General features: G+C 71.5%; 24 protein-coding genes and 2 pseudogenes. 12 read left to right on the top strand and 14 right to left on the bottom strand.

Annotation, left to right across the window (positions count from 1 at the left end; genetic code table 11):
• Positions 1 to 42: 42 nt before the first annotated feature.
• Both MCBMB27_RS04875 and MCBMB27_RS04870 read right to left on the bottom strand, forming a co-directional pair.
• Positions 43 to 1,272 carry a hypothetical protein gene (locus MCBMB27_RS04875; protein ID WP_075379979.1) on the bottom strand — a complete coding sequence of 410 codons (1,230 nt, stop codon included), beginning with the start codon at positions 1,270 to 1,272 and terminating at the stop codon, positions 43 to 45.
• A 55-nt stretch (positions 1,273 to 1,327) separates the two neighbouring features.
• Positions 1,328 to 1,606: a hypothetical protein gene (locus MCBMB27_RS04870; protein WP_043389298.1), complete on the bottom strand. Its 279-nt coding sequence runs from the start codon at positions 1,604 to 1,606 to the stop codon at positions 1,328 to 1,330.
• A gap of 535 nt (positions 1,607 to 2,141) precedes the next feature.
• On the opposite strand from MCBMB27_RS04870, the gene MCBMB27_RS04865 reads away from it, so the two are divergent.
• From MCBMB27_RS04865 to MCBMB27_RS04850, 4 genes are all read left to right on the top strand, one after another.
• Positions 2,142 to 2,348 (top strand): hypothetical protein, encoded by a 207-nt coding sequence (locus tag MCBMB27_RS04865; RefSeq protein ID WP_043354144.1) that lies wholly within the window; start codon positions 2,142 to 2,144, stop codon positions 2,346 to 2,348.
• Between the two features lie 13 nt (positions 2,349 to 2,361).
• A complete protein-coding gene (cysE, locus tag MCBMB27_RS04860; RefSeq protein WP_075379978.1) occupies positions 2,362 to 3,234 on the top strand; it encodes a serine O-acetyltransferase in 873 nt (290 codons plus the stop codon).
• 433 nt (positions 3,235 to 3,667) lie between these two features.
• Positions 3,668 to 5,119, top strand: coding sequence for a family 2B encapsulin nanocompartment shell protein (locus tag MCBMB27_RS30870; RefSeq protein ID WP_075379977.1), 1,452 nt, complete (start codon positions 3,668 to 3,670; stop codon positions 5,117 to 5,119).
• A complete protein-coding gene (locus tag MCBMB27_RS04850; protein ID WP_075379976.1) occupies positions 5,106 to 7,079 on the top strand; it encodes a family 2A encapsulin nanocompartment cargo protein cysteine desulfurase in 1,974 nt (657 codons plus the stop codon). The genes MCBMB27_RS30870 and MCBMB27_RS04850 overlap by 14 nt, the downstream gene beginning before the upstream one ends.
• 227 nt (positions 7,080 to 7,306) lie before the next feature.
• Here MCBMB27_RS04850 and serA read toward each other — a convergent pair whose 3' ends face one another.
• The gene (gene serA, locus MCBMB27_RS04845) at positions 7,307 to 8,530 is read right to left on the bottom strand and encodes a phosphoglycerate dehydrogenase (protein ID WP_075381875.1); all 1,224 of its coding nucleotides are present in this window, start codon (positions 8,528 to 8,530) and stop codon (positions 7,307 to 7,309) included.
• 258 nt (positions 8,531 to 8,788) lie between these two features.
• On the opposite strand from serA, the gene MCBMB27_RS04840 reads away from it, so the two are divergent.
• Positions 8,789 to 9,808, top strand: a complete 1,020-nt coding sequence (locus MCBMB27_RS04840) for a zinc-dependent alcohol dehydrogenase family protein (protein ID WP_043354137.1) — start codon at positions 8,789 to 8,791, stop codon at positions 9,806 to 9,808.
• Between the two features lie 25 nt (positions 9,809 to 9,833).
• On the opposite strand, the gene MCBMB27_RS04835 is transcribed toward MCBMB27_RS04840, so the two are convergent.
• The 5 genes from MCBMB27_RS04835 to MCBMB27_RS04815 form a co-directional block, all read right to left on the bottom strand.
• Positions 9,834 to 10,061 (bottom strand): YjiS-like domain-containing protein, encoded by a 228-nt coding sequence (locus MCBMB27_RS04835; RefSeq protein WP_075379975.1) that lies wholly within the window; start codon positions 10,059 to 10,061, stop codon positions 9,834 to 9,836.
• 223 nt (positions 10,062 to 10,284) lie between these two features.
• On the bottom strand, positions 10,285 to 10,959 hold the full coding sequence (locus MCBMB27_RS04830; RefSeq protein WP_236952904.1) for a helix-turn-helix transcriptional regulator: 675 nt from the start codon (positions 10,957 to 10,959) through the stop codon (positions 10,285 to 10,287).
• 88 nt (positions 10,960 to 11,047) lie between these two features.
• A complete protein-coding gene (locus tag MCBMB27_RS04825; protein WP_075379974.1) occupies positions 11,048 to 11,818 on the bottom strand; it encodes an anti-sigma factor family protein in 771 nt (256 codons plus the stop codon).
• Entirely contained in the window at positions 11,815 to 12,357 is a 543-nt protein-coding gene (locus tag MCBMB27_RS04820; RefSeq protein WP_043389281.1) for a sigma-70 family RNA polymerase sigma factor, read from the bottom strand. Before MCBMB27_RS04820 ends, MCBMB27_RS04825 begins: the two co-directional genes overlap by 4 nt.
• Before the next feature lie 337 nt (positions 12,358 to 12,694).
• Positions 12,695 to 12,964 (bottom strand): GCG_CRPN prefix-to-repeats domain-containing protein, encoded by a 270-nt coding sequence (locus MCBMB27_RS04815; RefSeq protein WP_043756560.1) that lies wholly within the window; start codon positions 12,962 to 12,964, stop codon positions 12,695 to 12,697.
• Positions 12,965 to 13,461: 497 nt separating this feature from the next.
• Here MCBMB27_RS04815 and MCBMB27_RS04805 point away from each other — a divergent pair, with 497 nt between their 5' ends.
• Entirely contained in the window at positions 13,462 to 14,022 is a 561-nt protein-coding gene (locus MCBMB27_RS04805; RefSeq protein ID WP_053609767.1) for a hypothetical protein, read from the top strand.
• Positions 14,023 to 14,266: 244 nt separating this feature from the next.
• Here MCBMB27_RS04805 and MCBMB27_RS04800 read toward each other — a convergent pair whose 3' ends face one another.
• On the bottom strand, positions 14,267 to 15,097 hold the full coding sequence (locus MCBMB27_RS04800; RefSeq protein ID WP_083683394.1) for an outer membrane protein: 831 nt from the start codon (positions 15,095 to 15,097) through the stop codon (positions 14,267 to 14,269).
• A gap of 1,024 nt (positions 15,098 to 16,121) precedes the next feature.
• On the opposite strand from MCBMB27_RS04800, the gene MCBMB27_RS04795 reads away from it, so the two are divergent.
• Entirely contained in the window at positions 16,122 to 16,604 is a 483-nt protein-coding gene (locus MCBMB27_RS04795) for a DUF2721 domain-containing protein (protein WP_043355782.1), read from the top strand.
• A gap of 246 nt (positions 16,605 to 16,850) precedes the next feature.
• A complete protein-coding gene (locus MCBMB27_RS04790; protein ID WP_043355784.1) occupies positions 16,851 to 17,030 on the top strand; it encodes a hypothetical protein in 180 nt (59 codons plus the stop codon).
• Between the two features lie 17 nt (positions 17,031 to 17,047).
• Here the strand turns inward: MCBMB27_RS04790 and MCBMB27_RS04785 are convergent, their stop codons facing one another.
• The 3 genes from MCBMB27_RS04785 to MCBMB27_RS29455 form a co-directional block, all read right to left on the bottom strand.
• Positions 17,048 to 17,305, bottom strand: coding sequence for a hypothetical protein (locus tag MCBMB27_RS04785; protein WP_043756558.1), 258 nt, complete (start codon positions 17,303 to 17,305; stop codon positions 17,048 to 17,050).
• Between the two features lie 311 nt (positions 17,306 to 17,616).
• On the bottom strand, positions 17,617 to 17,970 hold the full coding sequence (locus MCBMB27_RS04780) for a hypothetical protein (protein WP_043382308.1): 354 nt from the start codon (positions 17,968 to 17,970) through the stop codon (positions 17,617 to 17,619).
• A gap of 208 nt (positions 17,971 to 18,178) precedes the next feature.
• Complete coding sequence (locus MCBMB27_RS29455; protein ID WP_159020300.1) at positions 18,179 to 18,355, bottom strand: hypothetical protein; 177 nt, start codon at positions 18,353 to 18,355, stop codon at positions 18,179 to 18,181.
• Positions 18,356 to 18,526: 171 nt separating this feature from the next.
• On the opposite strand from MCBMB27_RS29455, the pseudogene MCBMB27_RS30900 reads away from it, so the two are divergent.
• The 4 genes and pseudogenes from MCBMB27_RS30900 to MCBMB27_RS04760 all read left to right on the top strand — a co-directional run.
• Positions 18,527 to 19,488: pseudogene (locus MCBMB27_RS30900) on the top strand (catalase family protein); the annotation flags it as partial.
• Positions 19,489 to 19,646: 158 nt separating this feature from the next.
• The gene (locus tag MCBMB27_RS30895) at positions 19,647 to 19,826 is read left to right on the top strand and encodes a hypothetical protein (protein WP_043355788.1); all 180 of its coding nucleotides are present in this window, start codon (positions 19,647 to 19,649) and stop codon (positions 19,824 to 19,826) included.
• A 236-nt stretch (positions 19,827 to 20,062) separates the two neighbouring features.
• The gene (locus MCBMB27_RS04765) at positions 20,063 to 21,103 is read left to right on the top strand and encodes an AraC-like ligand-binding domain-containing protein (RefSeq protein ID WP_075379970.1); all 1,041 of its coding nucleotides are present in this window, start codon (positions 20,063 to 20,065) and stop codon (positions 21,101 to 21,103) included.
• A 355-nt stretch (positions 21,104 to 21,458) separates the two neighbouring features.
• A pseudogene (locus MCBMB27_RS04760) lies at positions 21,459 to 21,608 on the top strand (methyl-accepting chemotaxis protein); the annotation flags it as partial.
• A gap of 24 nt (positions 21,609 to 21,632) precedes the next feature.
• On the opposite strand, the gene MCBMB27_RS30145 reads toward MCBMB27_RS04760, so the two are convergent.
• Positions 21,633 to 21,776, bottom strand: coding sequence for a hypothetical protein (locus MCBMB27_RS30145; protein WP_167380411.1), 144 nt, complete (start codon positions 21,774 to 21,776; stop codon positions 21,633 to 21,635).
• 455 nt (positions 21,777 to 22,231) lie between these two features.
• Positions 22,232 to 22,528, bottom strand: coding sequence for a hypothetical protein (locus MCBMB27_RS04755; RefSeq protein WP_075379969.1), 297 nt, complete (start codon positions 22,526 to 22,528; stop codon positions 22,232 to 22,234).
• Positions 22,529 to 23,056 lie beyond the last annotated feature (528 nt).

The following is a 23,056-nucleotide window of genomic DNA, read 5'->3' as shown; positions in this document are numbered from 1 at the left end:
CGAAGATAGGCGCCTGCGCGGCGTGTCGAGAGGGGCGGGCCGCTACGGCCCGGCGCCGTTCGCCAGGATCTGCTGCGGCGCGGCGAGGAACAGCGCCCGCAGCGCGGCGGCCGCCGCGTGGGGCGGCAGGCCGAGGGCGTGCCGCGTGCCGGCGATCCGGGCGGCGCAATCCGCCGACCGGGCGGCGTCCGGGGCTGCCGCGGCCGCCTCCGCACCGTCCGGCCGCCCCGCCTGCGTCCGGGCGAGGAGCGGTGCGAGCCCGCGCGACGCCGGCCGCTCGGCCCGCAGCCGCGCATCGAGCGCCACGAGGTCGCCGGCCGCGAGGATGCCGCAGGCGGCCGTATCCTGCGATCCGGCACTTCGCATCATCGCCAGGATCCGGTGTCCCAGGGCCCGGACGACCCCGTCATCGGCCGCCCGGAAGCGCCGCTGCAGGTAGCTGGCGGCCATCCGCCTCAGGCCTGCCGCGGCCTCCGCCTCGGGTCGGCCGGCGGCGTAGCCGTCCCTGTACCACCGGGCGATCGGGTCGAGCCCCGCCGCGTCGGCCTGCTGCAGGATCGGCAGGGTTCGCAGGATCTCGGCCCGGGCCCCGGCCGCGCTCGGATCCGCGTCCAGGGTCGAATCGGGGAAGCGGTCCGGGCCGACGACCTCGGTGACGATGCCGGCCGCGCGCAGCTCGGCCGCGGCCGGGATCCAGATCCCGGCCGGAGGCACCGCCAGGGCCCGCGCCACGAAGGCCGCTGGCAGGCCGGCGGCCCGGTAGGCCGCCCGTTCCGGCGCGGAATTTACCGGGCGCATCCGGCCCTGCGCCCCGATCTCGTAGGGGGCGTGGAAGCCGAGCCGGCCGCCGGTCGCGAGGTAGCGCGTCCGGCCGCGGACGAAGATCAGCGTGCAGGCCGAGGCGCAGGCGTCGGGGACGTAGGTGGCGAGCCCCCGCGCCGCCACGAGCGCCCCGATCGCCGCCCCCTCCTCCACCAGGCCGCCGTCGCTGGTGAGATGGAGGCGCGCGATCTGCGGGTGCGCGGCGAGGAGTGCGGCGACCCGTGCGGCCACACCCTCGGTGAGATCGCCGGCGAGTCGCAGGTCCCGGCCGCCCGGCCCGACCGTGAGCCGGGCCGGGACGGCCGGCCCATCGGCGGCAGACGCCGCGGAGGCCGCGCCGCGGCCCTTCGGCGGGTGCGCGGCGGCCGGGCCGGCGGCTCCCAGCGCCAGGGCGAGGGCGCAGGCAGCCGTCCCCGTCCGGCGCCTCCACCCGGGGGGGAAGACCGACATGACAGGTGTCCATCGTTCGTGTTCGGGGAGGCCGGCGTGGCCGGACGCGGCGCGCCTACTGGAGGTAGGCGACGAACATCTCGGACACGGCCCGTGACGCGTAGGCTTCCGGGCTCTCGCCCCGGCGGATCGGGAAGGCCTCGGCCACCCGGCGGCCGGCGAGGATCCGGTCGACCTCGTCGGGCATCAGGCCGTCGTCGAGGGCGCTCGCGAGGGCGGCGCGTTCATGGGAGGGATGGGAGCGGACGCTCCGGGTCAGGATTCGGCCGAGGGAAACGGCCGCTTCGGCGCTCAGGTCGGGCTGGGTGCTCCGGCTCGTGTCATAGGTCAGCATCGGTGTTCGCCTTTCGTGTCTGATGTCGTGCGCTCTCCTCGTCCTGGATGCGGCAACACGGCAGACACGGCGCAGTCGTCCCGGCGATCCGTTTCTTGCTCACGATCACGGCAAACCTCCATTCGGCTCTGCGTCGACTGCGCGCCGACACCGTCAATCTAGAGGCCGGGGCCGAGAATGTGCTGCCAAATTGGCGAGGACTTGCAGCGCAGGTCGTTCGTCGAAGGCGCATCCTGGAGCAGAAGCTCAGGTCCGGCCCGGGCAGGCCGGCATCGTGGCCGCGATCGAGGACGCCCGTTCCGGTCCGAGGCCGGGCACACGGGGCTTGCCAAGGCAGGGGCGATGCGTAAATATCAATATATAACAAGGGCTTAGCGAAGATGATGCTCCCGTTTCGCCCGCGCACGGTCGAAACCTTCTCCGCCGGACCGGGGTGCCCGGAAAAGACTTCCCGCCAACGCCGCCGGCCCGGTTCCGGCGCCGTTGGCCGCCGAATCAGGCCGCCGCGACCGGCCGTTCAAGGAGAGCCGACACCATGACCCCAGGGCGGATGATGCAGGGCGACGAGGTCGTGTTCGCGCGGATCGACCTCGCGGAGATTCTGGGGATCTGGCGGCATGCCCGGGGCCGTGTGGTGGGCATCCACCCCCCGGGCAATGCCCCGGCCACCGTGGATGTGAAGTTCCAGGGGCACGACACCCTGAAACGTTATCTGCCCGACCTGTTCCGCCCGGTGCGGTGACCGGCGGCGCCCGATGCATCACGCCGCCCTGCCCCCCGCGGGGGCCACATTGGCCGTGGTCCAGCCGCCGCTGCGCGTCACGAGCCGCGGCACGGCTGAGGCCGAGGTCTGGGCGGACCTGCGCGCCGAGGCTGAGGCGGCCCTGATCGAGGAGCCGCTCTATGCCGGCATCATCCAGGCCACGATCCTCGATCAGCGCTCCCTGGCCCAGGCCTTCGCCTACCGCCTCGCGCACCGGCTCGGGGACGGCGACCTCGCCCGGCTGTCGATGCGCGACCTGTGTCTCTCGGCCTTCGAGGCGGATCCGCAGGCGGGCGCCCACGCGGTGCGCGACCTCGTGGCGATCCGCGAGCGCGACCCGACCTGCCGCCGCTTCCTCGATCCGGTCCTGTTCTACAAGGGGCTGGCGGCGCTGGAGGCCTACCGGGTCGGCCACTGGCTCTGGCACCAGGGCCGGGCGACCCTGGCGCTGCACGTCCAGAGCCGGATCTCGGAGGTGTTCGGCTGCGACATCCACCCGGCGGCCCGGATCGGCTCGGGGGTGTTCATCGACCACGCCACCGGGGTGGTGATCGGCGAGACGGCGGTGATCGCCGACGACGTCTCGATCCTCCAGTCTGTGACGCTCGGCGGCAACGGCAAGGAGAGCGGCGACCGGCATCCCAAGATCGAGCGCGGGGTGCTGCTGAGCGTCGGGGCTAAGGTTTTGGGCAATATCCGGGTCGGCGCGGGTGCCAAGGTGGCGGCCGCCGCGGTGGTGCTGCAGGACGTGCCGCCCCACACGACCGTGGCGGGCGTGCCGGCCCGGGTCGTCTCGCGCCTGCCCGTCGGCGAGGAGCCGGCGCTCAGCATGGACCAGTCCTTCGGTTACGGGGACGGCATCTGAGGCGCGCCGGAAAATCCTTCCCGTGAAACAAAGTCGCCCGGCCTGCGCCGCGCGCCCCGATGGGATGAAACTAAATTCTTCGATCCGGCGATCGCACGATCGCTATGTCCTTTGCGTCGGGTATGCCAAAGATGCAATTCCTATGAAGCGGCCTAAAATAGGGAAATCATTCCGTTGACCCTTGGGCGAGTCGGGCCTTATCCAGATCCTGTCGGGCCGAACAAGGACTGAGGCCGGATAAGCGGCGGACAAGGATTGTCCGATCGCTGGAAAATACATCATTCGACTGGCGGTCATGCGCTCTATCGGCCCGTGATCATCATCAAGTCCTGATCAAGACGTCTCGCGCCGACCCCGCATACGCTGCGGGACGAACCGCTGCTTGCGGATGGATGCGGCGCGCCTGCAACCCTGAATGGAGTGAGGACGAACGATGAGCGGACCGGGTCTGAGCGTGAGCGCCACGGCGGCACGCAATCTCGCGACGGCGACCGTCACCTCGGTCCAGAACGCGGCCAATACGCCGCGCTGGCTGCTCCGGCTTCTGCCCTTCGTTGACGTGGCGGGCGGGGTCTACCGCGTCAACCGCCGCGCCGTCGTGCTGGCGCGCCCCGGCCGGATCGATCTCGCCGCCGAGGAGAAGGGAGACGGCAAGGGAGAGGGAGACGGCAAGGGAGAGGGAGACGGCAAGGGAGACGGCAAGCGCCGGGTGATCCGCCCCGCCTCCCTGCGGGCCGTGCCGTTGTTCAGCCGGCTGGGCGATGCGGAGCTCGCGGCCCTGGCGGCTCAGTTCACCGAGAGCCGGCACAAGGCCGGCGATGTGATCCACGAGGAGGGCGCCTCCGGCCGCAGCCTCACGGTGGTCGCCGACGGCACCGTCGAGCTGACCCTGTCGGGCCCCTACAAGGGCCGCCTGCGGCAGGGCCTGGCCACGAAGGGCGACTATTTCGGCGATGCCGGCTTGGCCGGCGAGCGTGCGCCCGCCCCGGCCGTGAAGGCCCTGTCGGCGGTGACCCTCCTGACGCTGGACGCCGCCGCGGTGGAGAGCGAGGAGATCCGCGCCAGGATCGCCCAGTACCGCGAGGAGCGCGACCGCCTCACGGGCCACACCAACTCCTACGGCGAGCAGGGCATCGAGCTGCTGGCTGTCCATACCGGCGAGCCGCGCCTGCCCACGACCTTCGTGGATTACGAGGTCGATCCGCGCGAGTATCACCTCTCGACCATCCAGACGATCCTCAACACCCATACACGGGTGACCGACCTCTACTCCAACGAGATCGACCAGCTCCGCGAGCAGATCCGTCTCACGGTCGATGCCGTGAAGGAGCGCGAGGAGTGGGAACTCCTGAACAATTCGCAGTTCGGCCTGCTCCACGAAGTCGGTCCGCGCCAGCGCATCCCGACCCGCGGCGGCCCGCCCACCCCGGATGATCTCGACGAGCTGCTGACGCTGGTCTGGAAGAAGCCCGCCTATTTCGTGGCCCATCCCCGCGCCATCGCGGCCTTCGGCCGGGAGGCGACCCGCCGGGGCGTGCCGCCGGTCGTCGTCCACCTGTTCGGCGCGCCGTTCATCACGTGGCGCGGCGTGCCGCTGGTGCCTAGCGACAAGCTGCCCATCGACATCGACCCGGTGACCGGCGCGCAGACCACCTCGATCCTGCTGCTGCGGGTCGGCGAGGGCGAGCAGGGCGTCGTCGGCCTGCAGAAATCCGGGGTGACCGGCGAGATCGAGCCCGGCCTGTCGGTGCGCTACATGGGCACCAACGACCATTCGATCGCCTCGCACCTCGTGACCCGCTACTTCTCGGCCGCCGTGCTGGTCGAGGACGCGATCGCCCGCCTCGATAACGTGCTCCTGGGCAACTACCATGACTATGCCTGAGGCGACGGCCCTCGCGGTGCCCGGAGCGAGCCCGGGCGACCTCGCGCACGCGGATCTCGTCGGGCGCCTCGCCCGCGAGATCTACGGTCAGGGGCAGGCGGCGAGCCAGCCCTTCGCCCCCACCCTCCCCGCGGGCCCGCAGGTCCCGCAGGCGCTCGACAGCGTGCCTCAGGGGTTCGGCGGCGCTCCGCTGCCGAGCGGTGCCGTGGGCGTGCCCTCGGCACCGGCCGCCGGGCTGCCCGCGGGGATCCAGCCCGACCTGTCCGCCCTCGGGGCCCGCGCCTTCGGCGCGTCGCCGGCCGGCGTCCCGGGCCTCACCGGCCCGGGCCTGCCGAATCTCGCCCCCGGCGGCCCGGCCTTCGCCGGGACCGCCACGATCCCGCCGGTCCACCCGGTGAGCCCGCTTCCGGCCCTGCCGGACATCTCGTTTCCGGGCGGGCCTGAACTGCACCGGCAGGTCGCGGCGGATCACCCCCGCGCCCAGGCCTTCGCGCATGCGCTCGCCCCGCACCTCGTCCCGGCCGACCCGTCGCAGGCGGGCGTGGACGAGGCGCAGGAGAGCTTTCGCAGGACCGGCCGCCTCTCGCGGGCGCCCGAACCGGCCGCCGACAACCTGTCGGACTATTACTTCCTGACCCTCGGCCCCCGCCCGGCCCGGACGGCTCCCGCGACGCCGCGCGTCGAGCCGAGCCGCGCGCCGGGCCCCGCGCCGCGGGCGCTCTCGCACGGGTCGAGCCCGGTCGCGGCGCCCTTCGACGTGGCGTCTATCCGCCGGGACTTCCCGGCCCTGCACCAGAGCGTCAACGGCCATCCGCTGGTGTGGCTCGACAACGCCGCGACGACCCACAAGCCGAAAGCCGTGATCGACGCGACGAACGCGTTCTACGCCCGGCACAATTCCAACATCCACCGCGCCGCCCACACCCTGGCGGCGCGCGCCACCGACCTGTTCGAGGGCGGGCGCGAGGCGGTGCGCCGCTTCCTCAACGCGCCCTCCAAGGACGACATCGTCTTCCTGCGCGGCACCACGGAGGCGATCAACCTCGTCGCCCATTCCTACGGCCGGGCGCAGATCGGCCCGGGCGACGAGATCATCGTCTCGACCATCGAGCACCACGCCAACATCGTGCCCTGGCAGATGCTGGCCCAGCAGACCGGGGCGACGCTCCGGGTGATCCCGGTCAACGACCGGGGCGAGATCATCTTCGCGCAATACGCGGCCTTGCTGTCGGGCCGCACCAAGATCGTCTCGGTGACGCAGGTGGCCAACGCGCTCGGCACCGTGAACCCGGTGCGGGAGATCATCCAGCTCGCCCATGCCTACGGGGTGCCGGTGCTGGTCGATGCGGCGCAATCCGCGCCGCACATGCCGCTCGACGTGCAGGCGCTGGACGCCGACTTCCTGGTCTTCTCCGGCCACAAGGTGTTCGGGCCGACGGGCATCGGCGCGCTCTACGGCAAGGCGCACCTGCTCGCGGCGATGCCCCCCTGGCAGGGCGGCGGCCACATGATCGAGGACGTCACCTTCGCGAAGACGGTGTACAAGGGCGCGCCGGAAAAATTCGAGGCCGGCACGCCCGACATTGCCGGGGCGGTGGGGCTCGGGGCGGCCCTCGACTACCTCGCGCGGATCGGCCTGCCGGCGATCGCCGCCTACGAGCACGACCTGCTGGCCTATGCGCAGGCCGGTCTTGCCGACGTGAAGGGCTTGCGCCTGATCGGCACGGCTCGGGAGAAGGCGAGCGTGATGTCCTTCGTGATCGAAGGCCAGGAGAACGAGGCGGTCGCCCACCACCTCGATGCCCGCGGCATCGCGGTCCGTTCGGGCCATCACTGCGCCCTGCCGGCGCTCCGCCGGTTCGGGGTCGACCAGTCGGTGCGGGCGTCGCTGGCCTTCTACAACACCCGCGCGGAGGTCGACGCCTTCCTGACGGCGCTGCACACCCTGCCGCGGCACTGACCCCGGGGGGCGATCGGATCCGCGCCGCGCTCGTCCTCTGCAGGGCGGCGACGCGATCTCGGGTCTTGCCCATGGGTCTCAGGACGGGGCGCGGGTCCCCTCGCCCGTGCGGGCTTGCCAGGAACAGATCTCGGGCGAGCCCGAGCTCTGTGGGAGGCGCACGCGCAGCGGTGTGGACCTCGTCGCCCGCACGGGGCGACGAGGTGGGGCAGCCGTCGGCGTCAGCCTCACGCCACCGCCGGCCGGAGGTGCCGCGTCCGCACCGTACCGTCGATGGCCCGTAGCGCGCCGAGTACCGCGTCCGCCTCGCCAAGCCCCACCGACGCGTCCACCACGACGTAGCCGTACTCGCCGTCCGTCTGCAGGTACTGCGCGTCGATGTTGAGCGACCGGCCCGAGAAGACCGCGTTGATCTGCCCGAGCACGCCGGGCACGTTCCGGTGGACGTGGAGGAAGCGGGCGCCGGACCGGCGCGGCGGCAGCTGAACCTGCGGGAAGTTCACCGCGCCGAGCGTCGAGCCGGTCTGGGCGTAGTCGACCAGCTTGCGGGCCACCTCCGCGCCGATGCGGTCCTGGGCCTCCTCCGTCGAGCCGCCGATATGCGGGGTGAGGATGACGTTCGGCAGCCCCTGCAGGGGCGAGACGAAGCGCTCCGCGTTGGAGGTGGGCTCGACCGGGAAGACGTCGATCGCGGCTCCGGCGAGATGGCCGTCGCGCAGGGCCGCCGCCAGGGCGTCCAGGTCCACGACCGTGCCCCGGCTGTTGTTGATGAGGTAGGCGCCGGGCTTCATCGCGCGGATGCGCTCCGCGCCCATGAGCCCGTGGGTCAGCGGCGTCTCCGGGACGTGCAGGCTGACCACGTCGCTGGCGGCGAGCAGCGCGTCGAAACTCTCGGCCGGCTCGGTGTTCCCGTGACGCAGCTTGTCGGTCAGATCGTAGAAGATCACGCGCATGCCCATCGCCTCCGCGAGGTTCGAGAGCTGCGCGCCGATGTTTCCGTAGCCGACGATCCCCAGCGTCTTGCCGCGCACCTCGAAGGCGCCGGAGGCCGACTTGTCCCAGCCGCCGGCATGGGCGGCGATCGAGCGTGGCAGGATGCGCCGGAGCAGCATCACGATCTCGCCGATCGTGAGTTCGGCGACGCTGCGCGTGTTCGAGAACGGCGCGTTGAAGACGGGCACGCCCCGGGCGCGCGCCGTCTCGAGGTCGACCTGATTGGTCCCGACGCTGAAGCAGCCGATGGCGGTGAGATCGGGCAGGGCGTCGAGCAGCGCGGCGGTGACGTGCGTGCGGGAGCGGATGCCGAGGACGGTGACGTCGGCCAGATCCCGGGTATCATCGGGGCTGACGGCACGAGGCAGCTGGCGGATGTCGCCGATCCCGGCCTGCGTGAAGATCCTGGACGCCGTCGGCGCTATGCTTTCGGTCAGAACGACGCGCTCGGTCGACACGGTCTGTGCTCCTTCCCCGGACGGGATGCGATCCGCGACCTTGCCGCTGGCGTCGCGGAGCGGCAAGGGCGGGAGGGGCATGCGCCCGGCTCCTGCGCCCGGCTCCTGCGCGCGCCGGTCCCGGACCGGAGCGCCCGTTGCGGGCCGTCCGCCCCGGCCCCCGCGGCGGACGGTCCCCGTCCGTCGTCTCGACGCCGGGCGTGGGGCCTGCCAGTGTCCGCCTCCCGGCGGCCGCGGCCGCGGAGCGACAGGTGCATCATGACCGGATCGACAGCCCGGGCCGTCATCGTCCAGCCGGGCGGCGGCTTCGACAAGGTGACTTTCGGGGAGCGGCCGGTGCCCGAGCCGGGGCCCGGCGCGATCACCGTCCGCCTGCGGGCGAGTTCCCTCAACTATCACGACTATGCCGTGGTCAGCGGGATGTGGGGGCCGAGCGAGCCGCGCGTCCCGATGTCGGACGGCGCCGGCGAGGTCGAGGCCGTGGGACCCGGCCCGAACGACTTCGCGGTCGGCGACCGGGTGGTCAGCACGTTCTTCCCGACCTGGACCGAGGGCACGCCGCGGGTCGAGGGCTTCGCCACCGTGCCGGGCGACGGGGTCGACGGCTATGCCCGGGAGCGGGTCACCGCGCCGGCCAGCGCCTTCACCCACGCGCCGAAGGGCTGGGACCACGCCGAGGCGGCGACCCTGACCACCGCGGCGCTCACCGCATGGCGCGCGCTCCACGCCGATGCCGGCCTGAAGAGCGGCGACGTCGTGCTGGTGCAGGGGACCGGCGGCGTGTCGCTGTTCGCCCTGCAATTCGCCAAGGCGGCGGGGGCCACGGTGATCGCCACCTCGTCCAGCGACGACAAGCTGGAGCGCCTGCGCGGGCTCGGCGCCGACCACGTCATCAACTACCGCGCCGACCCGGCCTGGGGCGAGACCGCCCGGCGGCTGACCGATGGGCGCGGCGTCGACCACGTCGTCGACGTCGGCGGTCCGGCGACGCTGGAGCAGTCCATGGCCGCCGTCCGCGTCGCCGGCCACATCTCGGTGATCGGCATCCTGTCGGGCGTGGCCGGGGAATTGCCCCTGGTGCCGGCGCTCCTGAAGCAGATCCGTCTGCAGGGCGTGCTGGTCGGCAGCCGCCGCCACCAGATCGAGATGGTCCGTGGCATCGAAGCCTGCGGCCTGCGGCCGGTGGTCGACAGCCGCTACCCCCTCGACGAGCTCGTGGCGGCGTTCCGCCACCAGGAAAGCAACCGCCACTTCGGCAAGATCTGCATCGCGATCTGAGCGGGCCTGAAGGGGTCTGGCCGGTTCAGCGGACGGCGATCCCGAGCGTCGTGGGCAGTGCGACCGTCCGGGATGCCTCCGGCTGGCTCGGCCGGGCCAGCATGTGCGAACAGCCGTTCTCGCAGAAGGCGCGGAGCGTGCGCCGGTCGAGCCCGATATCGCTCAACATATCGTCGTCGAGGGCCGATAAGATGCGAATGTTTCGCGCGGCGATGCGGTTTTTTCGAATGTATTTAACGAACGAGAGGATCATGATCTGGTCTCCGTTGTGCCGAAAAATTGGTTCTTTATCCAATTTCGGCCGGATCAGTGTCGATGAATCGTCTCTTTCTCGCATCATCTGTTCAGGTTACTGCGTGTTGTCGAAGTAGACTTGTTTGCCGGGGGCGAGCCTGTTGCGGCCTGCCGCCTGACGGGGCAGGCTCTGCCGGTCCAGACGACGCCCCTCCGTCCCGCACGGGAAACCGAGGACGGCTCTACACACCCGCGATCGGCTGCGGGCAGAGCAGGAGCAGGCGCATCAACTCGGCCTGGCGGCGCGTCCCCGTCTTCTCGAAGAGGTGACGCAGGTGCACGCGTGCCGTGTTCCGGGTGATCTGGCGGCGCGTCGCGCTCGCCGCGAGGTCGTTCCCCGCCAGGATGTCGATGGCCAGGGCCGCCTCCGCGGGGGTAAAACCGAACTGATCCTGCAGAACGCCGGGATCCGGCAGGCGTGGCGCCGCGGGGTCGATGAGGCGCAGGAGAACCGCGCCCTCGGCGATCGGGCGGAAGGCCCCGGGGATCGCGCAGGCGGCGACCAGGAGTGTCCCGTCGGGGCCGTCCAGGCGCACCGCGGCGCCGCGCTGGCCGGCGGCGCAGCGGTCGATGACGCGGCGGAGCGTCGCGCTGTCCTCCGGCCCCGCGCCGCGCAGGCCGCCGTGCTCGAGGCGCAGAAGGCCCCGGTCGATGAGGGATTGCGCAGCCCGGTTCAGGAAATAGGGCCGACCGCTCCGGTCGGTCACGGCCAGCCCCTGTTCGAGATGCTCCGCCAGGAGGTGGAGCGCGGCCTCCACCACGAACGCGTCCGGGACGGTGGGGGCGCCGCCGGACTGGGACCGCCGCGCGTGCACCGGGCCGGCCTCCGGCATGCCCCCGGTTCTGCGGATGTTCATGTGCGATTGACTGATCACGCCAGGTTCCTCGCCGCATCGACTCCCCGATATCAGTAACAACCCGTCGGAAATGCCGATTATTCCCGTTTCAGCTCGGGCGTCCGCCGGCCCGAGACCGGAACAGGTCGGCGAAGGCGCGCAGGTCGCGCGGGTTGAGGTCCGACACCGCCCAGTAGGTGAGGTCGCCGAGGTGCCAGCGCTCGATCGTGGACCCGTCCCGCCGTCCCTCGCCGTCCGGAGCCCCGTCGGCGGCGGAGACCACCGTGACGCTGATCACGTGCCGGTCGCGGCGATAGACCAGGGTCGGCACGGGGGTGCCGGCGACGATGTCGACCCGGCCGCCGATCAACGGGAAGCCCCGGTCCGACAGGTCCGGAGCCTCGGGCGCGATGGTGGTCCGTCCGTTGAACCAGGGTTTCACCACGTGCCGGTCCGAGGAGGCGACGTCGAAGGGCTGGGGCGCCGCGAGGCCGCGGAGGTGGCCGGCGAGCACGGACGCGCCCGTATCGGGGGCGCCGCCGGGGCGGTCGAGATAGACGGCCCCGGCGCCGAGCGCGGCGCCGCCGGCGAGACCGAGGAGCAGCGTCGCGGCCAGCACCTGCCAGGAGCCGAGCCGGGTGCGGGATGGGGGCGGATCGGAGAAGCCGATCTGCTCGATCACGCCCGCCCGCAGGGTCTCCGGGGCCGACGGTCCCGCCAGAGGGCCGCGCAGGGCGCGCGAGAGGTCGCGGAGGCGCTCTGCCATCGCCCGCGCCGCGGGGTCCGCGGCGAGACGGCGCTCCATGGCCAGGACTTCGCCAGGGGACAGTTCGCCGTCCGCGTAGGCGCTGAGGAGCTGAAGGGTCTCGTCGTCGGTCATCGCCCGTCCTTCGCGAGCCGTACAAGCAGATGCTGCCGCGCGCGGCCGAGGCGCGACATCACGGTTCCGATCGGGACGCCGGTCACCGCGGCGATCTCCCGATAGCTGAGGCCGTGGTACTCGCGCAGGATCAGCGCCTCCCGGAAGGCCACCGGCAGGGACCCGACCGCCCGGGCGAGCTGCCCCGCCTCGTCGCGGGCGATGAGGGTCGACTCGGGCGTCTCCGGGGCCTCGGCCAGGGCGCCTCCGGTCTCCAGTTCGGCGCGGGCTTCGGGGGCGAGGTCGTCGGCGAAGACCACCGCCCGCGGCCGGTGCCGCTGCAGCCAGGAATAGCCGGTGTTGCGGACGATCGTCAGGAACCAGGCGCGGGCATTGCCTTCGGCGAACCCCTCGATCGCCCGGTACGCGCGCAGACACGCCTCCTGCATCACGTCCTCGGCGTCGGTGGCATTTCCGGTGAGCCAGTGCGCGAGCCGGTAACCCTCGTCGAGGCGCGGCAGGACGAACTGGCTGAAGCGCGCCCGCGCCAGGGTCGTCATGTCGGCGGCCGGGCCGGGCCCGCCCCGTCGAGAGCCTGCGAAGCCATGGGGTCCCGACCCTCGTGCTCCAGACCGCAGCGTCGTGCCACACGATCAGGAACCGGTGGGCGGCGGGATTTATTCCCGCCCCGCGCCGGGACTTTCGGTCCGACGGCGCGCGGCTCTGCGGCCGGGCCCCGGCCTGCCTGGCGGCACGGGCCGGATGCGCGATCCCGGGCGTCCGCGTCCCTTCCAACGGGAAGGGGCAGGGCCGCCTCCTCGGAGACGGCGCCTGCCCCTGGATCAGCTCGCGGCTCGCGTCACGGTTCGGTGCCGCGATCGATCCCGAGCCGTCGGATCAGTAGCGGCAGACCCGCCGCGGGCCCCAGGGAGTCGGGCGGAAGAAGCAGCGGGGGCCGTAGAAGCGCGGACGACGGTAGATCGGCCGGCAGCGCCCGTACGGGCCGGGCGCCCAGCCGGGTCCACAGCCGAAGGCGACGGTGCTGACAGACGCGGGGCCGGTGATCGCGGCGGCTCCGGCGGGTGCCAGGGGCGCCGCGCTGGCGGAGACGAGGCCGAGGCCGCCGATGACGGCCGCGGTCGCCGCGAACATCTTCACGTGCATCATGATCTGACCTTCTGTTCGATTTGTGCCGGTCGGGACCGACACAAGGCCACGATAGAATGGTCGTCTCGCCTGAATGTGGGCTGACCTCCGCCATAACCGTCCAGAAACAAACATTCCGGAACCCTCCGGCGGCGACCGCCGAGAGCAGACTTCCGGTCCGAACCGGCGTGATCGAAGGTTCCTGAGGCGCTGCGGATGGGGGGCCTCGGCCGCCGACGATGACGCCCTTCGGCTCGCGCAGGGGCTTGCGCAGGGGCTTGCGCCGGATCGGGCTGCTGCGTCTTCCGCTCCCGTTCCCGCGCCTTGAAAGGCGCTCAATCCTGGCCGCCGTCGGGCCGATCCCGCTCCGCTCCGAGACGCGTCCCCTCCCCGGGGATGGCATCGCGGGGCGCCGGGGCGCGGGACCGTACCGGGCGGGGCGCGGGGAGTGAACGCGCCGCAGGAACAGAGCCGCAGGGCTCGTGTTGTCTGCCAAATCTTTTTCACGAGGCGCGACGATGTCGGGTACAGCGAAGAAGACCGACCCCAAGCTGTGGGAGAAGGTCAAGACGCAAGTCACGAAATCGGACAAGGGTGGCAAGCCTGGGCAGTGGTCGGCGCGCAAGGCGCAGATGGCGACCGCCGAATACAAGAAGGAAGGCGGTGGCTATGCCGGCAAGAAGACGGCCGACAACCATCTCCGGCAATGGACCGACGAGGAATGGGGCACGAAATCGGGCGAAGAGAGCGGCAAGACCGGTGAACGGTACCTGCCCAAGAAGGCCCGCGAGAGTCTGACGGACAAGGAATATGCCGCCAGCACGGCCAAGAAGCGGGCCGATACCCGCAAGGGCAAGCAGTTCTCGAAGCAGCCGGAGGCCGCCGCCGAAAAGGCCGCCGCAGCGCGCAAGGACGGCAGGAAGGACGGCAGGTCTGCCGGACAGGGCAAGGCGTCCGGCAAGGGCTCCAGCCGGTCGGAGCCGACAAAGGCCGAGCTCATGCGCAAGGCCCGCGCTCAGAACGTGCCTGGCCGGTCGCGGATGTCGAAGGCGCAACTGGAACACGCGGTCCACGCCTGAGGCGTGACGCGGAGGGCCATCGCCAGGACGCAAGACGTCCCGGGCAAGACGTCCCGGGCAAGACGTCCCGGGCAAGACGTCCCGGGAATGACTCCCGGGACGCTCCTCGGCTCAAGCGGCCAGTTTGATCGGGCTGGGGATGCTCAGGTCGAGAAAGGATACGGCCTGCTCAGAGGGCCTCGCGCTGTCCCGGTGGCCGGGACGCAGCCCCCCGCGGCGCGGGGGGCGCAATCGCGCGAGGATCTCAGTACGAGCCGAACTTGTAGTTCAGGCCGGCGCGGACGACGGCGAACTCGTCATCGCGGCGGCCAATGGTGTTGTACGCCACCGGGAAGTTGTTGGCGGCGTTGATGACGAACGCGCCCTGGTTGCGGGTGTTGCGGTCGAGGTTGACGTACAGGCCTTCGACCTTGAGCGTCACGGCCGACGAGCGGAAGAAGTTCAGGAAGGAGTCGGTGGGGAGCGCGTACTCGATGCCGCCGCCGACGGCGTAGCCGGTGCGGAAGCTGTCATTGCCGGCGAAGCCGCCGAAGGAGCGGTCGGCGCTGCCCGAGCCGTAGGCGAAGCCGCCGGTGCCGTAGAACAGCACGCGATCGAAGGCGTAACCGATGCGGCCGCGGACGGTGCCGAAGAAGTCGAGGCTGGAGAGGCCGCGCGGGTCGGTGACGTAGTAGCCGGGGGCCAGCGGGCCGACGACGAAGGCGTTGTTCCGGTTGCGACCGAAGTCGAGGTACTGGGCGTCCGCCTCGATACCGACGACGATGCCGGAGCCGGGGGTGAACTGGAAGTTGTAGCCAACCTGGCCACCGCCGGAGAAGCCTTCCTGGTTGCGCTGGTTGAAGAAGGCGGTGGTGCCGTTGCCGTACGGGAAGGGCACGGCGAAGCTGTTGGTGTTGTTGCTGCTGGCGTCGAAGGCGTAGCCGGCGTTGATACCGAAGTAGGCGCCGGTCCAGGTGAAGACCGGGACGGGGGTGAAGACCGGCGGCGGGGCGGCGCGGCGCGGCAGGTCAGCGGCCGAGGCGGCGCCGGTCAGGAGGGCCGTGGCGGCGCTCGCGAGAAGAAGCTTCTTGATCATCTGGTCCTCTGTCTCCCGTTGTGCGGGATGTGTGCGGGGCGGACAGAACGACAGGGCGCGCCAGGGCGATAGTGCGTCGCCGCAACAGCCCGGATACGGGCCCTCCCGCCAAGACAGCCAAGTGTGCTGGGGCACATCCCGATCGGGATTGGTCGAAGCGCTCTCGACCATGTGTATCGGAGTGTTTCCGAGAACAAAAAGCCCCGCCGCGCGGTGCGGACGGGGCTGAAGTTCGTTCGTAAACGTTCCCAGGACCAACCAGGAAGCTTCGACATTCACTAGAGCCTACCGGCAGGCGGCCCGCAAGTCCGTCTGCGACCCGAAGAGCGGTTAACATTAATTTACGAACAGCCCAGATCGGTCCCCCGGATTGCCCGCTTGCGCGAGGCGGGAGATCTGCTCCGGTCCGGGAGCGTATCGGATCGTTGCCCGTCGGGTTCGCGCCGGCCCGGCCCTGATCTTCCGGCGTCCGACGGCGGATGCGCCCGCGCGAATAGGGGGCCCGGCCGGATCCGGATCTCGGGCGGACGACCGTGAGTCCGGCCGCGGCCCCATGGACCGATCTCCCGGGGCGCCGCAGATCTCGCGCAAGACCCGGCGCCGGCTCCCGGTGCGGACCCGCTCCGCCCGGCCTGTGGAGAAGAACCTGCGGCCGCCGCACGGCCGAACGGCCGCGGCTTTCCCGGCGCATATCAGGCCCTATCTGCCCGGCCTCGTCATCGGTGGAGAGTTCAGGAGACGCGCATGGGACCCGTCGCGCTGCCTTCGATGCCGGTCCTCCCGGCCCGTATCGGGATCGGGCATCTGTGCCCCACGCCCGCCGGGAGGCTTCGGTGACGGACACGCCGGCCCCCTACATCGCGGTCGCGTTCCTCTCGGCGCTGTTCCTGCTGGTGGCCGGGCTGCAGGCGGAGGGGCTCCTATGGTAGGCTGCTCCGCCCGGGACCCGTGCGCACCCGCGCCTCCATCCGCACCGATGCCCGGCCGCGCCGGGACATGACATGTCCGCGAGCGTAGCGCGTCGATGTTCGGCTTCTCCCTCAATGCGACCGAGCCTGACAGCGTCGCGCACATCATCCAGGTGGCGCTCGCGCCCGCCTTCCTGCTGTCGGCCCTGGCGACGCTGCTCAACGTGTTCTCGACCCGACTCGGCCGGATCTCCGACAAGGTCGACAGCCTCTCGGCGGAGACCGCCCGGGCCACGGCCGCCGAGGCTGTCCGCCTCACCCGCCGTCTGACCTTCCTGCGGCGGCGCTCCTTCGTGCTGGACGTGGCGGTGGTCCTGGCCTCGCTCGGAGGCGGGCTGATCGGCCTGGCGGTGCTGACCCTGTTCGTCGGGGCCCTGCGCGACGCGGCGACCGCCTCCGTCCTGTTCGCCTGCTTCGGCGCGGCGCTGATCTGCACGGTGGCGGCGATCGCGGCGTTCATGACCGAGATCCTCATGGCCGGCCGCGGTGTGCGCGACGAGGTCGAGCACCGTCAGGATGCGGTCACGACGCCACGGTGATTCCGCATCCGAATCACCCGGGCCGCGCCGGGGCCGGTCCAATCCTCGAATGCGCCCCGCAACGGTGCGCCAGCGGTGCCCCCGTGGCGCTTCGTGGCGCTTCGGGGCGTGCGGGGCGCCGTTCAGAGTGCAGAACGGTCGATCCGTGGTCGCGCGGACGGCCATGAACGATTGCGGCGTGCGGGAACCGGGCCTTAATCTTCCGACGGCCTGATGCCGCCGTCGGCTTCGCCTGAGTGTTCCGTGATGAGCTTCGCGATTATGATTGCCCTCGTTGCCGGAGCGCTCTGCCTCGGAGTCCTGTCCGCGCTCCTGCCGTTCGGGGGGCGGGAGGCTGAGGAACCGCAGGACCTGCTCCCGTACGAGGATGAGTTCTTCGATCTGGGCGGCCCGGTGATCGATCTCGAGGCGCGCCACACCCCCTGACCTCGCCGGGAGGTAACCTACGGGATGCCGGATTCCACCGTGCCGGGCGGCGGCGTCTGCCGGGCAGACCAGACGACCCGGCCTGCGGGGTCCCTCAGAGCCGCCGAGCCCGACCGGCCGGAGAGCAGCTGCGTGAAGCGTGCCTTCGCGGTGGCGACCGCCGCTTCGTCGGTGGCGCCGGGAATCTGCTCGTCGTGGATAATGATGCCGCCGGCACTCTCCCGGTGGACGATGCATTGCAGCCGGTAGGGCACCGGGGTCTCGATCGGGGCCATGGCGATCTCCTGGCCGGTCATGAGGGCGGCGCGCCGCCAGAGCCGGCGCGGCGACGCAGGATTCCGGACGGCGGCCGTTTGTCGGTCCGGATGGCGAGGACGCCGCAGGACATCCGGCCGGCCTGGGATCGATGACTGGCTCACCTCCTTACCAGATTCCTTCGGCGCGGGCGGGGCTCCCCGCCGCGGTCTTCGCGGCCGCCCCGGCCGTCGCCGGGGCACCCCGGTGACACGTCTCAAGGCTCTCGAAGCGCGGTTCTCGCCCCTGCTCGCCTGCCGGGTCAGCGGCATCCCGGGCCGGCCATGGGGCCCTAGCCGCGCCGGCGCCCGATGACGCGTGGGCGGTGCGTCGGCCTGTCCGGCAGGCGGGATGGGCTCGATCCGGCCCGGTCGTCGGCCGACGTCCGGGGCGCGGGCAGCAACAGGGGCGGCGGTCGGGGGCGCTCGACGACGACCGCCTCAAGCAGGACCGGCCGCATCGTCCGTGTGGGCCGCGTCACGGGCCCCGGACGTGTCGCGAGGGTTCCGAGGGCCCAGAGCCCGAGGCAAAGCAGGCCGATGAGGATCCCGTCCCAGGACGGCTCGGTCCGGCACATCAGGATGCCGGTCCCGGTGAGGGACGCCCCGGCCGCGAGCAGGCGCGGTGTCGGATCGGCGGAGTTCATGCCGTACCCTCCGTGGCGTTCCCTGAAGACGCGTGAACGGCATCGCTACACTTGTCGGCAACCCCCCTGTTCTCCCCGATGCACACAGCGGTCGCTGTGGTCGGTTCCGGCGAGCGCATCTCGATCCGCCAGCCCGGGATGGGATATCGGCGCCGCACGTCCAGCCGCACGTCCAGCCGCCCGGCCCGTTGCTCGGCGCGGCGCGGATTCAGACCTCCACCTCTTCGACATGGAGGCCTCCGGCCCGCAGGTGGCTCGGGATCCGGGTGCTGTCGCGGAAGCCGGCTGCGCGCGCCATCGCGTCGAGGGCTGCAAGGGGATCGAGCGCGGAGCCGATCCAGAGGATCGCCCCCGTCGCCGCCTGCATGATCCGGAACACCTTCACGCCACGCCCCAGGTCTCGACCTTCGGACAAGCTCGGGGGGCTGCCGGGTGTTCCCGGCGGAAACGGCGCGGCCCGCAGCTCCCGCCGCCCTAAATGCCCGGAACGGCCTGCATCCGAACGGTTTGCGGCTCGGATCCGCTGCCCGGCGCCCCCGAGTCTTCCCCGAGGCCCATGACCGACTTCATTCGCTACACGCCCGACCTGGAGGCTCCGCAGCCCAATGAAGCGGCGGTCCATGCGGGCATGGTCGAGCAATTCGCCAAGATCCAGGGCACCACCCTGAAGGATGACGGCCACGCGGTGCGCGGGGTTCATGCCAAGGCGCACGGCCTGCTGGTCGGCTCCCTGGAGGTGCTGCCCGGACTGTCCCCCGCGTTCGCCCAGGGCGCCTTCGCGGCGCCGGGGCGCCACGATGTGGTTTTGCGCTTCTCGACCAATCCCGGCGACATCCTCGACGACAGCGTGTCGACACCCCGGGGCCTCGCCATCAGGATTCTCGGCGTTGCCGGCGAGCGCCACAGACACCCCGCAGGTGTTCAAGAAGGGCTTCTCGGCCCTGCTGCGCGGCGTCGAAGCGGTGCTTGAGGGACTCGGCACGAAGAGCCCGATAGTCATCGCCCTCGGCGGTCATCCCGAAACCCACATCCTGGGCGAGGCCTTCTACAGCCAGGCGCCCCTGCGCTGGGGCGATTACGTCGCGAAGGTCGCGGTGGCGCCGGTCTCGCCCGAACTGACCGCGCTCACGGGCGCCGCCCTGAACGTCAACGGCAAGCCGAACGGCCTGCGCGAGGCGGTCGCGGCCTTCTTCGCCGCGCAGGCGGGCGTCTGGGAAATCCGGGCTCAACTCCTCACCAATCGCGAGACGATGCCGGTCGAGGACGCTTCGGTCCCCTGGCCCGAGGCCGAGAGCCCCTATCGCCCTGTGGCGCGCATCACCGTGCCGCGTCAGGAGGCCTGGAGCGACGCGAAGGCGCGGGCTCGCGATGACGGCCTCGTCCTCAGTCCTTGGCACGGCCTCGCCGCCCATCGTCCGCTCGACGCCCTCATGCGCGCGCCGAGTGGTCTATCCCCGCTCGGCCGGCTTCCGGGCCGAGCACAACGGCTGCCCGATCCACGAGCCGGGCAGCGCGGCCGCATTCCGGGTCTGGATGCTTGCACGGGCATGCCCGAGGTCCGCGGCCGATTCGCGCCGCTCCCGTCCGGGCGGGAACAGGGCGGGCCGGGGGCGGTTCTCGAAGGCAAGCCGGCATGGGCCGGCACGTCGAGAATCCGATCGGGATCCAGGAGAGCCATGACCAGCCGAACCGTTCAATCCGCCCTGCTCGCTCTCGCCCTCGTCGCCGGCAGCGCTGGGATAGCCGCCGCGCAGAGCACGCCCAACGGCAACACCTCGTCCCCCGGCGCCCCTGCGGGCGACAACAGCACCGGCAACGGTGCCACCGGCAGCGGCGCAGCCCCGAGCGGACGGTAACGGGGCTCGACCATCAGGATCGCAGTCCGCGATCCTCACAACCGTGTCCCGTCCCGTCCCGCGGCCGACCGGCCTGCGGGACGTTCCACCTCCGGCACCGGATCCCGCAGGACAGGACGAGCCCGGAGCGCAGAGTCCGGTGTTTGGAACGGAGTGCCACTTTTCTAAGCAGCAGGAATCGCCATACTGGCGGCGGGGCCGATGCCATGTGCGCGGTCCGGACCACAACACGGGCGATGCGACCAAAACCGATCCTGCTGCTCACGGGTGAGAGCCCCGGTCATCGTCAAGCCGACGATTGGCGCGACGCCGTCGCGCCGTTTTGGGACTTCACGATCCGCAAGGAAGATCTGTCCGATTTCCGCGGTCAGTCGCGGGTTCGGCACCTCGGCACCGCGATCGTCTGCAGCGCCCGCGCCTCCGGGCTCCGGTTCGTGCGCGAGCGTGGCCTGGTGGCCCGGATGGGCGTCGATCACATCGTCGCCCACATGCGTGTCTCCGGACAATCGAGGGTGGCGGTCAGCGGCAGGGAGCAGGATTGCGCGCCGGGGGACATCTGCCTGTTCGACCTGTCGCGGCCCCTCTCCGCCGCCTCCACGGATTACGAGGCGATCACGGTCGTCCTGCCGCGGCCGCTCTTCGGCGTCCGGCAAAGCGCGCTCGACACCCTGCACGGGGCGGTGATCCGGGGTGCGACGCCGTTCGGCCGGATGCTCACCGACCACCTGCGCTCCCTCAGCACGCACGCGACCGGGTTCTCGGAGCCGGAGGCCGCTGCGGCAGCTGAGGCCACGGCGGCGCTGCTCGGTGTGGCGGCCTTGGGCCTGCCGCAGGAGGATGGGGGCGTCCAGCCACTCGAGCGGGCCCCCCTGCTCGTCGCCATCCGGCGCTTCATCGAGGCCGAGCTTGCGTCCACGGACCTGACCGCCGAGGCGATCGGGCAGCGGTTCGGCGTCTCGCGCAGCGCCCTGTACCGGCTGTTCGTCCCCCTCGGGGGCGTGTCCGGCTATATACGGCAGCGCCGGCTCGCCCGCGCCTATCGGGACCTCGCCGCCGGCGACGGCCGCTTCGCCCGCATCTCCGATGTGGCGTATCGCTGGCGGTTCGAGAGCCCCGCACATTTCACCCAGGCCTTCCGCGCAGAGTTCGGCTGCGCCCCTCGGGATGTCCGCGCGCAGGTCGCGATCGAACCCGGGAAATCGTCGGGCACAGAGCCGGCGGCCCCGTCGGAGACCTGGACCGACTTCTACGATTGGGTTCTCAAGCTGGCGGCCTGAGCGGATTCGGGCTCCGAACCGCGTGCCCCGGCTCCGGCGGGCGCTCTGGAGCCGCGATGACCTCCGGGATTCGGCAGCGGCACCCGCGGGTGTCGATCCCGGCCTCTCAGGGCACCTCCCGTGGCGCTGCCATCGGGCGATCCGCATGGAAGCAGCCGGGATCGCCTCCCCGGCGCTGCGGCTTCAGCCTTGCCCGATCCCGTCCGGTAGCCTGCCGCCGGCCCGGCGGCAGCGTCGTCCAGCCGATGGAGCCGCGCTGCGACGCACCGCCCGCCGGGACCTTCCGGTTCCTGCGGCAGGGGGGCGCCGGTCTGGTGCGGGGGATCGATCCTGGTTCGCTGAATGATGCGGCGTCGCCCCGATCGAGGCCGCCCGCGCCGGTGAGGCGGGCCGTGGCTTCGCCGTGGTCGCCGCGGCGGTGAAGGTGACCGCCGGACAGACCGCCCGGACGACGGACGAGATCGGCGGCCGGATCGCCGCGATCCAGGCGGCGACCGAACGGGCCGGGCCGGGGCGGCGGCGGTCTCGCTCAGGCCGGGAGGATGTGCAGCATCCCGCCGACCATGCCGAGCGCCCCCATGCCGATCAGCCCGACGGTGATGTACAGCCGCATCCGGCTCGCGTCGGCGGCCGACGACGGGGGGATGTCTTCGGGCAGGTCGGACCAATCCATCAGGTGAGTACAGCCGGTCGGGTGGGCGGGAGGCGCCGCCCTAGGCCGGCCCGATGACGGCTGGATGACGGGGCCGCCGCAGCGGCACAGGTCCCGGCTATGCTGCTGCCGCGATGCCGCCGCGGTGCGCCGCCGCGGTGCCGCGACGGCTTCACGAGCAGAACGTTCGCTGCCCGGGCGCGCAGGGGGACGGCGCCGCCGTCCTCGAATCCCGGCGTCTCCGGCAGGTCGACGGCCTTCGTCAGGGCCCTGCGACCGGCTCCGCCTCGACCTGGGCCATCACGGCCCCGCCCTTTGATCGCCGTCGCCGTGGCGGGGATATCGTTGCGCGCACCGTGCTCCATGGGGCCGCCGCATTGCGCGGCCCGTCCGGTTGCCGCCCCCGCCTGTCGCGGCTGGGGCTCCGGCTTCAGGGGCGGGATCGTGGGCCGGATCCCGCCCCGGCATGAGGCGAATCAGCGACGGTCCGGGGCTCCGGCCGCGCCGCCGGCCTTGTCGCCGCCCGGCTGGAAGCCAGCCGCATTTGGCGGTCCCTTCATCCGGCCGTCCTGTTGCGGCATCTCCGAGCCCGGTGATCCGGTCGTCGTGCCCGTCGTCGTGCCCGTCGTCGCGCCCTTCCCCGTCTCGTCCTTGCCCGTATAGCCGGCCGGATTGGGCGAGCCCTGCATGCGGGGGCCGGTATTCTCCGCGGCCGTGGCGGCCGCGCCCGTCGCCAGGAGGCCCGCGACGGTCAGGCTGATCAACGTCTTCATGTGTGAATCCTCGGAACGCTTCCCCAGGCTGCCTCTACCGGGCCTGTCGGGAGCAACGCGGCCGGACGGATCCCGTTCACGTCCCCGGGATCGGGGTTGCGCGAGCGCCGGGCCTGCGGGGAAATACTTGCTGCGATGCAATATTTCCGCGTCCGAGAAGGCGCGGCGCGCGTTTTGCGGAGTGATGTATTGATTTATCTTCGGGCTTGCGTGGGCTCGAACAATTGCAATCCACGGCAGAATCTGATTGAATATTCATATACGTCGCGTCCTATCGTGGTGACTGAATTCGCTTGTGGCCTCACGGGCTGCGCGAGGAGGTCGAGCATGTACGCTTTGGCCAAGACCAAAGAGAGAACCGACTGGGAGCTGGTCGTCGTCTTCGGTGGCTGGATCGTCTTCGAGATCGCGATCCTGACGTTGTGCTTGGTGTCGATGTAGATGCTCTCGGAAAGACATCCGATCTGGCCCGTCCGGTGCCGTGCGGGCCGGCCGGACGCATGCGTCGGGCCACCAATGCTTGGAGAT

The organism is Methylobacterium phyllosphaerae (genome assembly GCF_001936175.1).
GTDB lineage: Bacteria > Pseudomonadota > Alphaproteobacteria > Rhizobiales > Beijerinckiaceae > Methylobacterium > Methylobacterium fujisawaense.
This window is presented reverse-complemented; position numbering and strand designations above follow the sequence as displayed.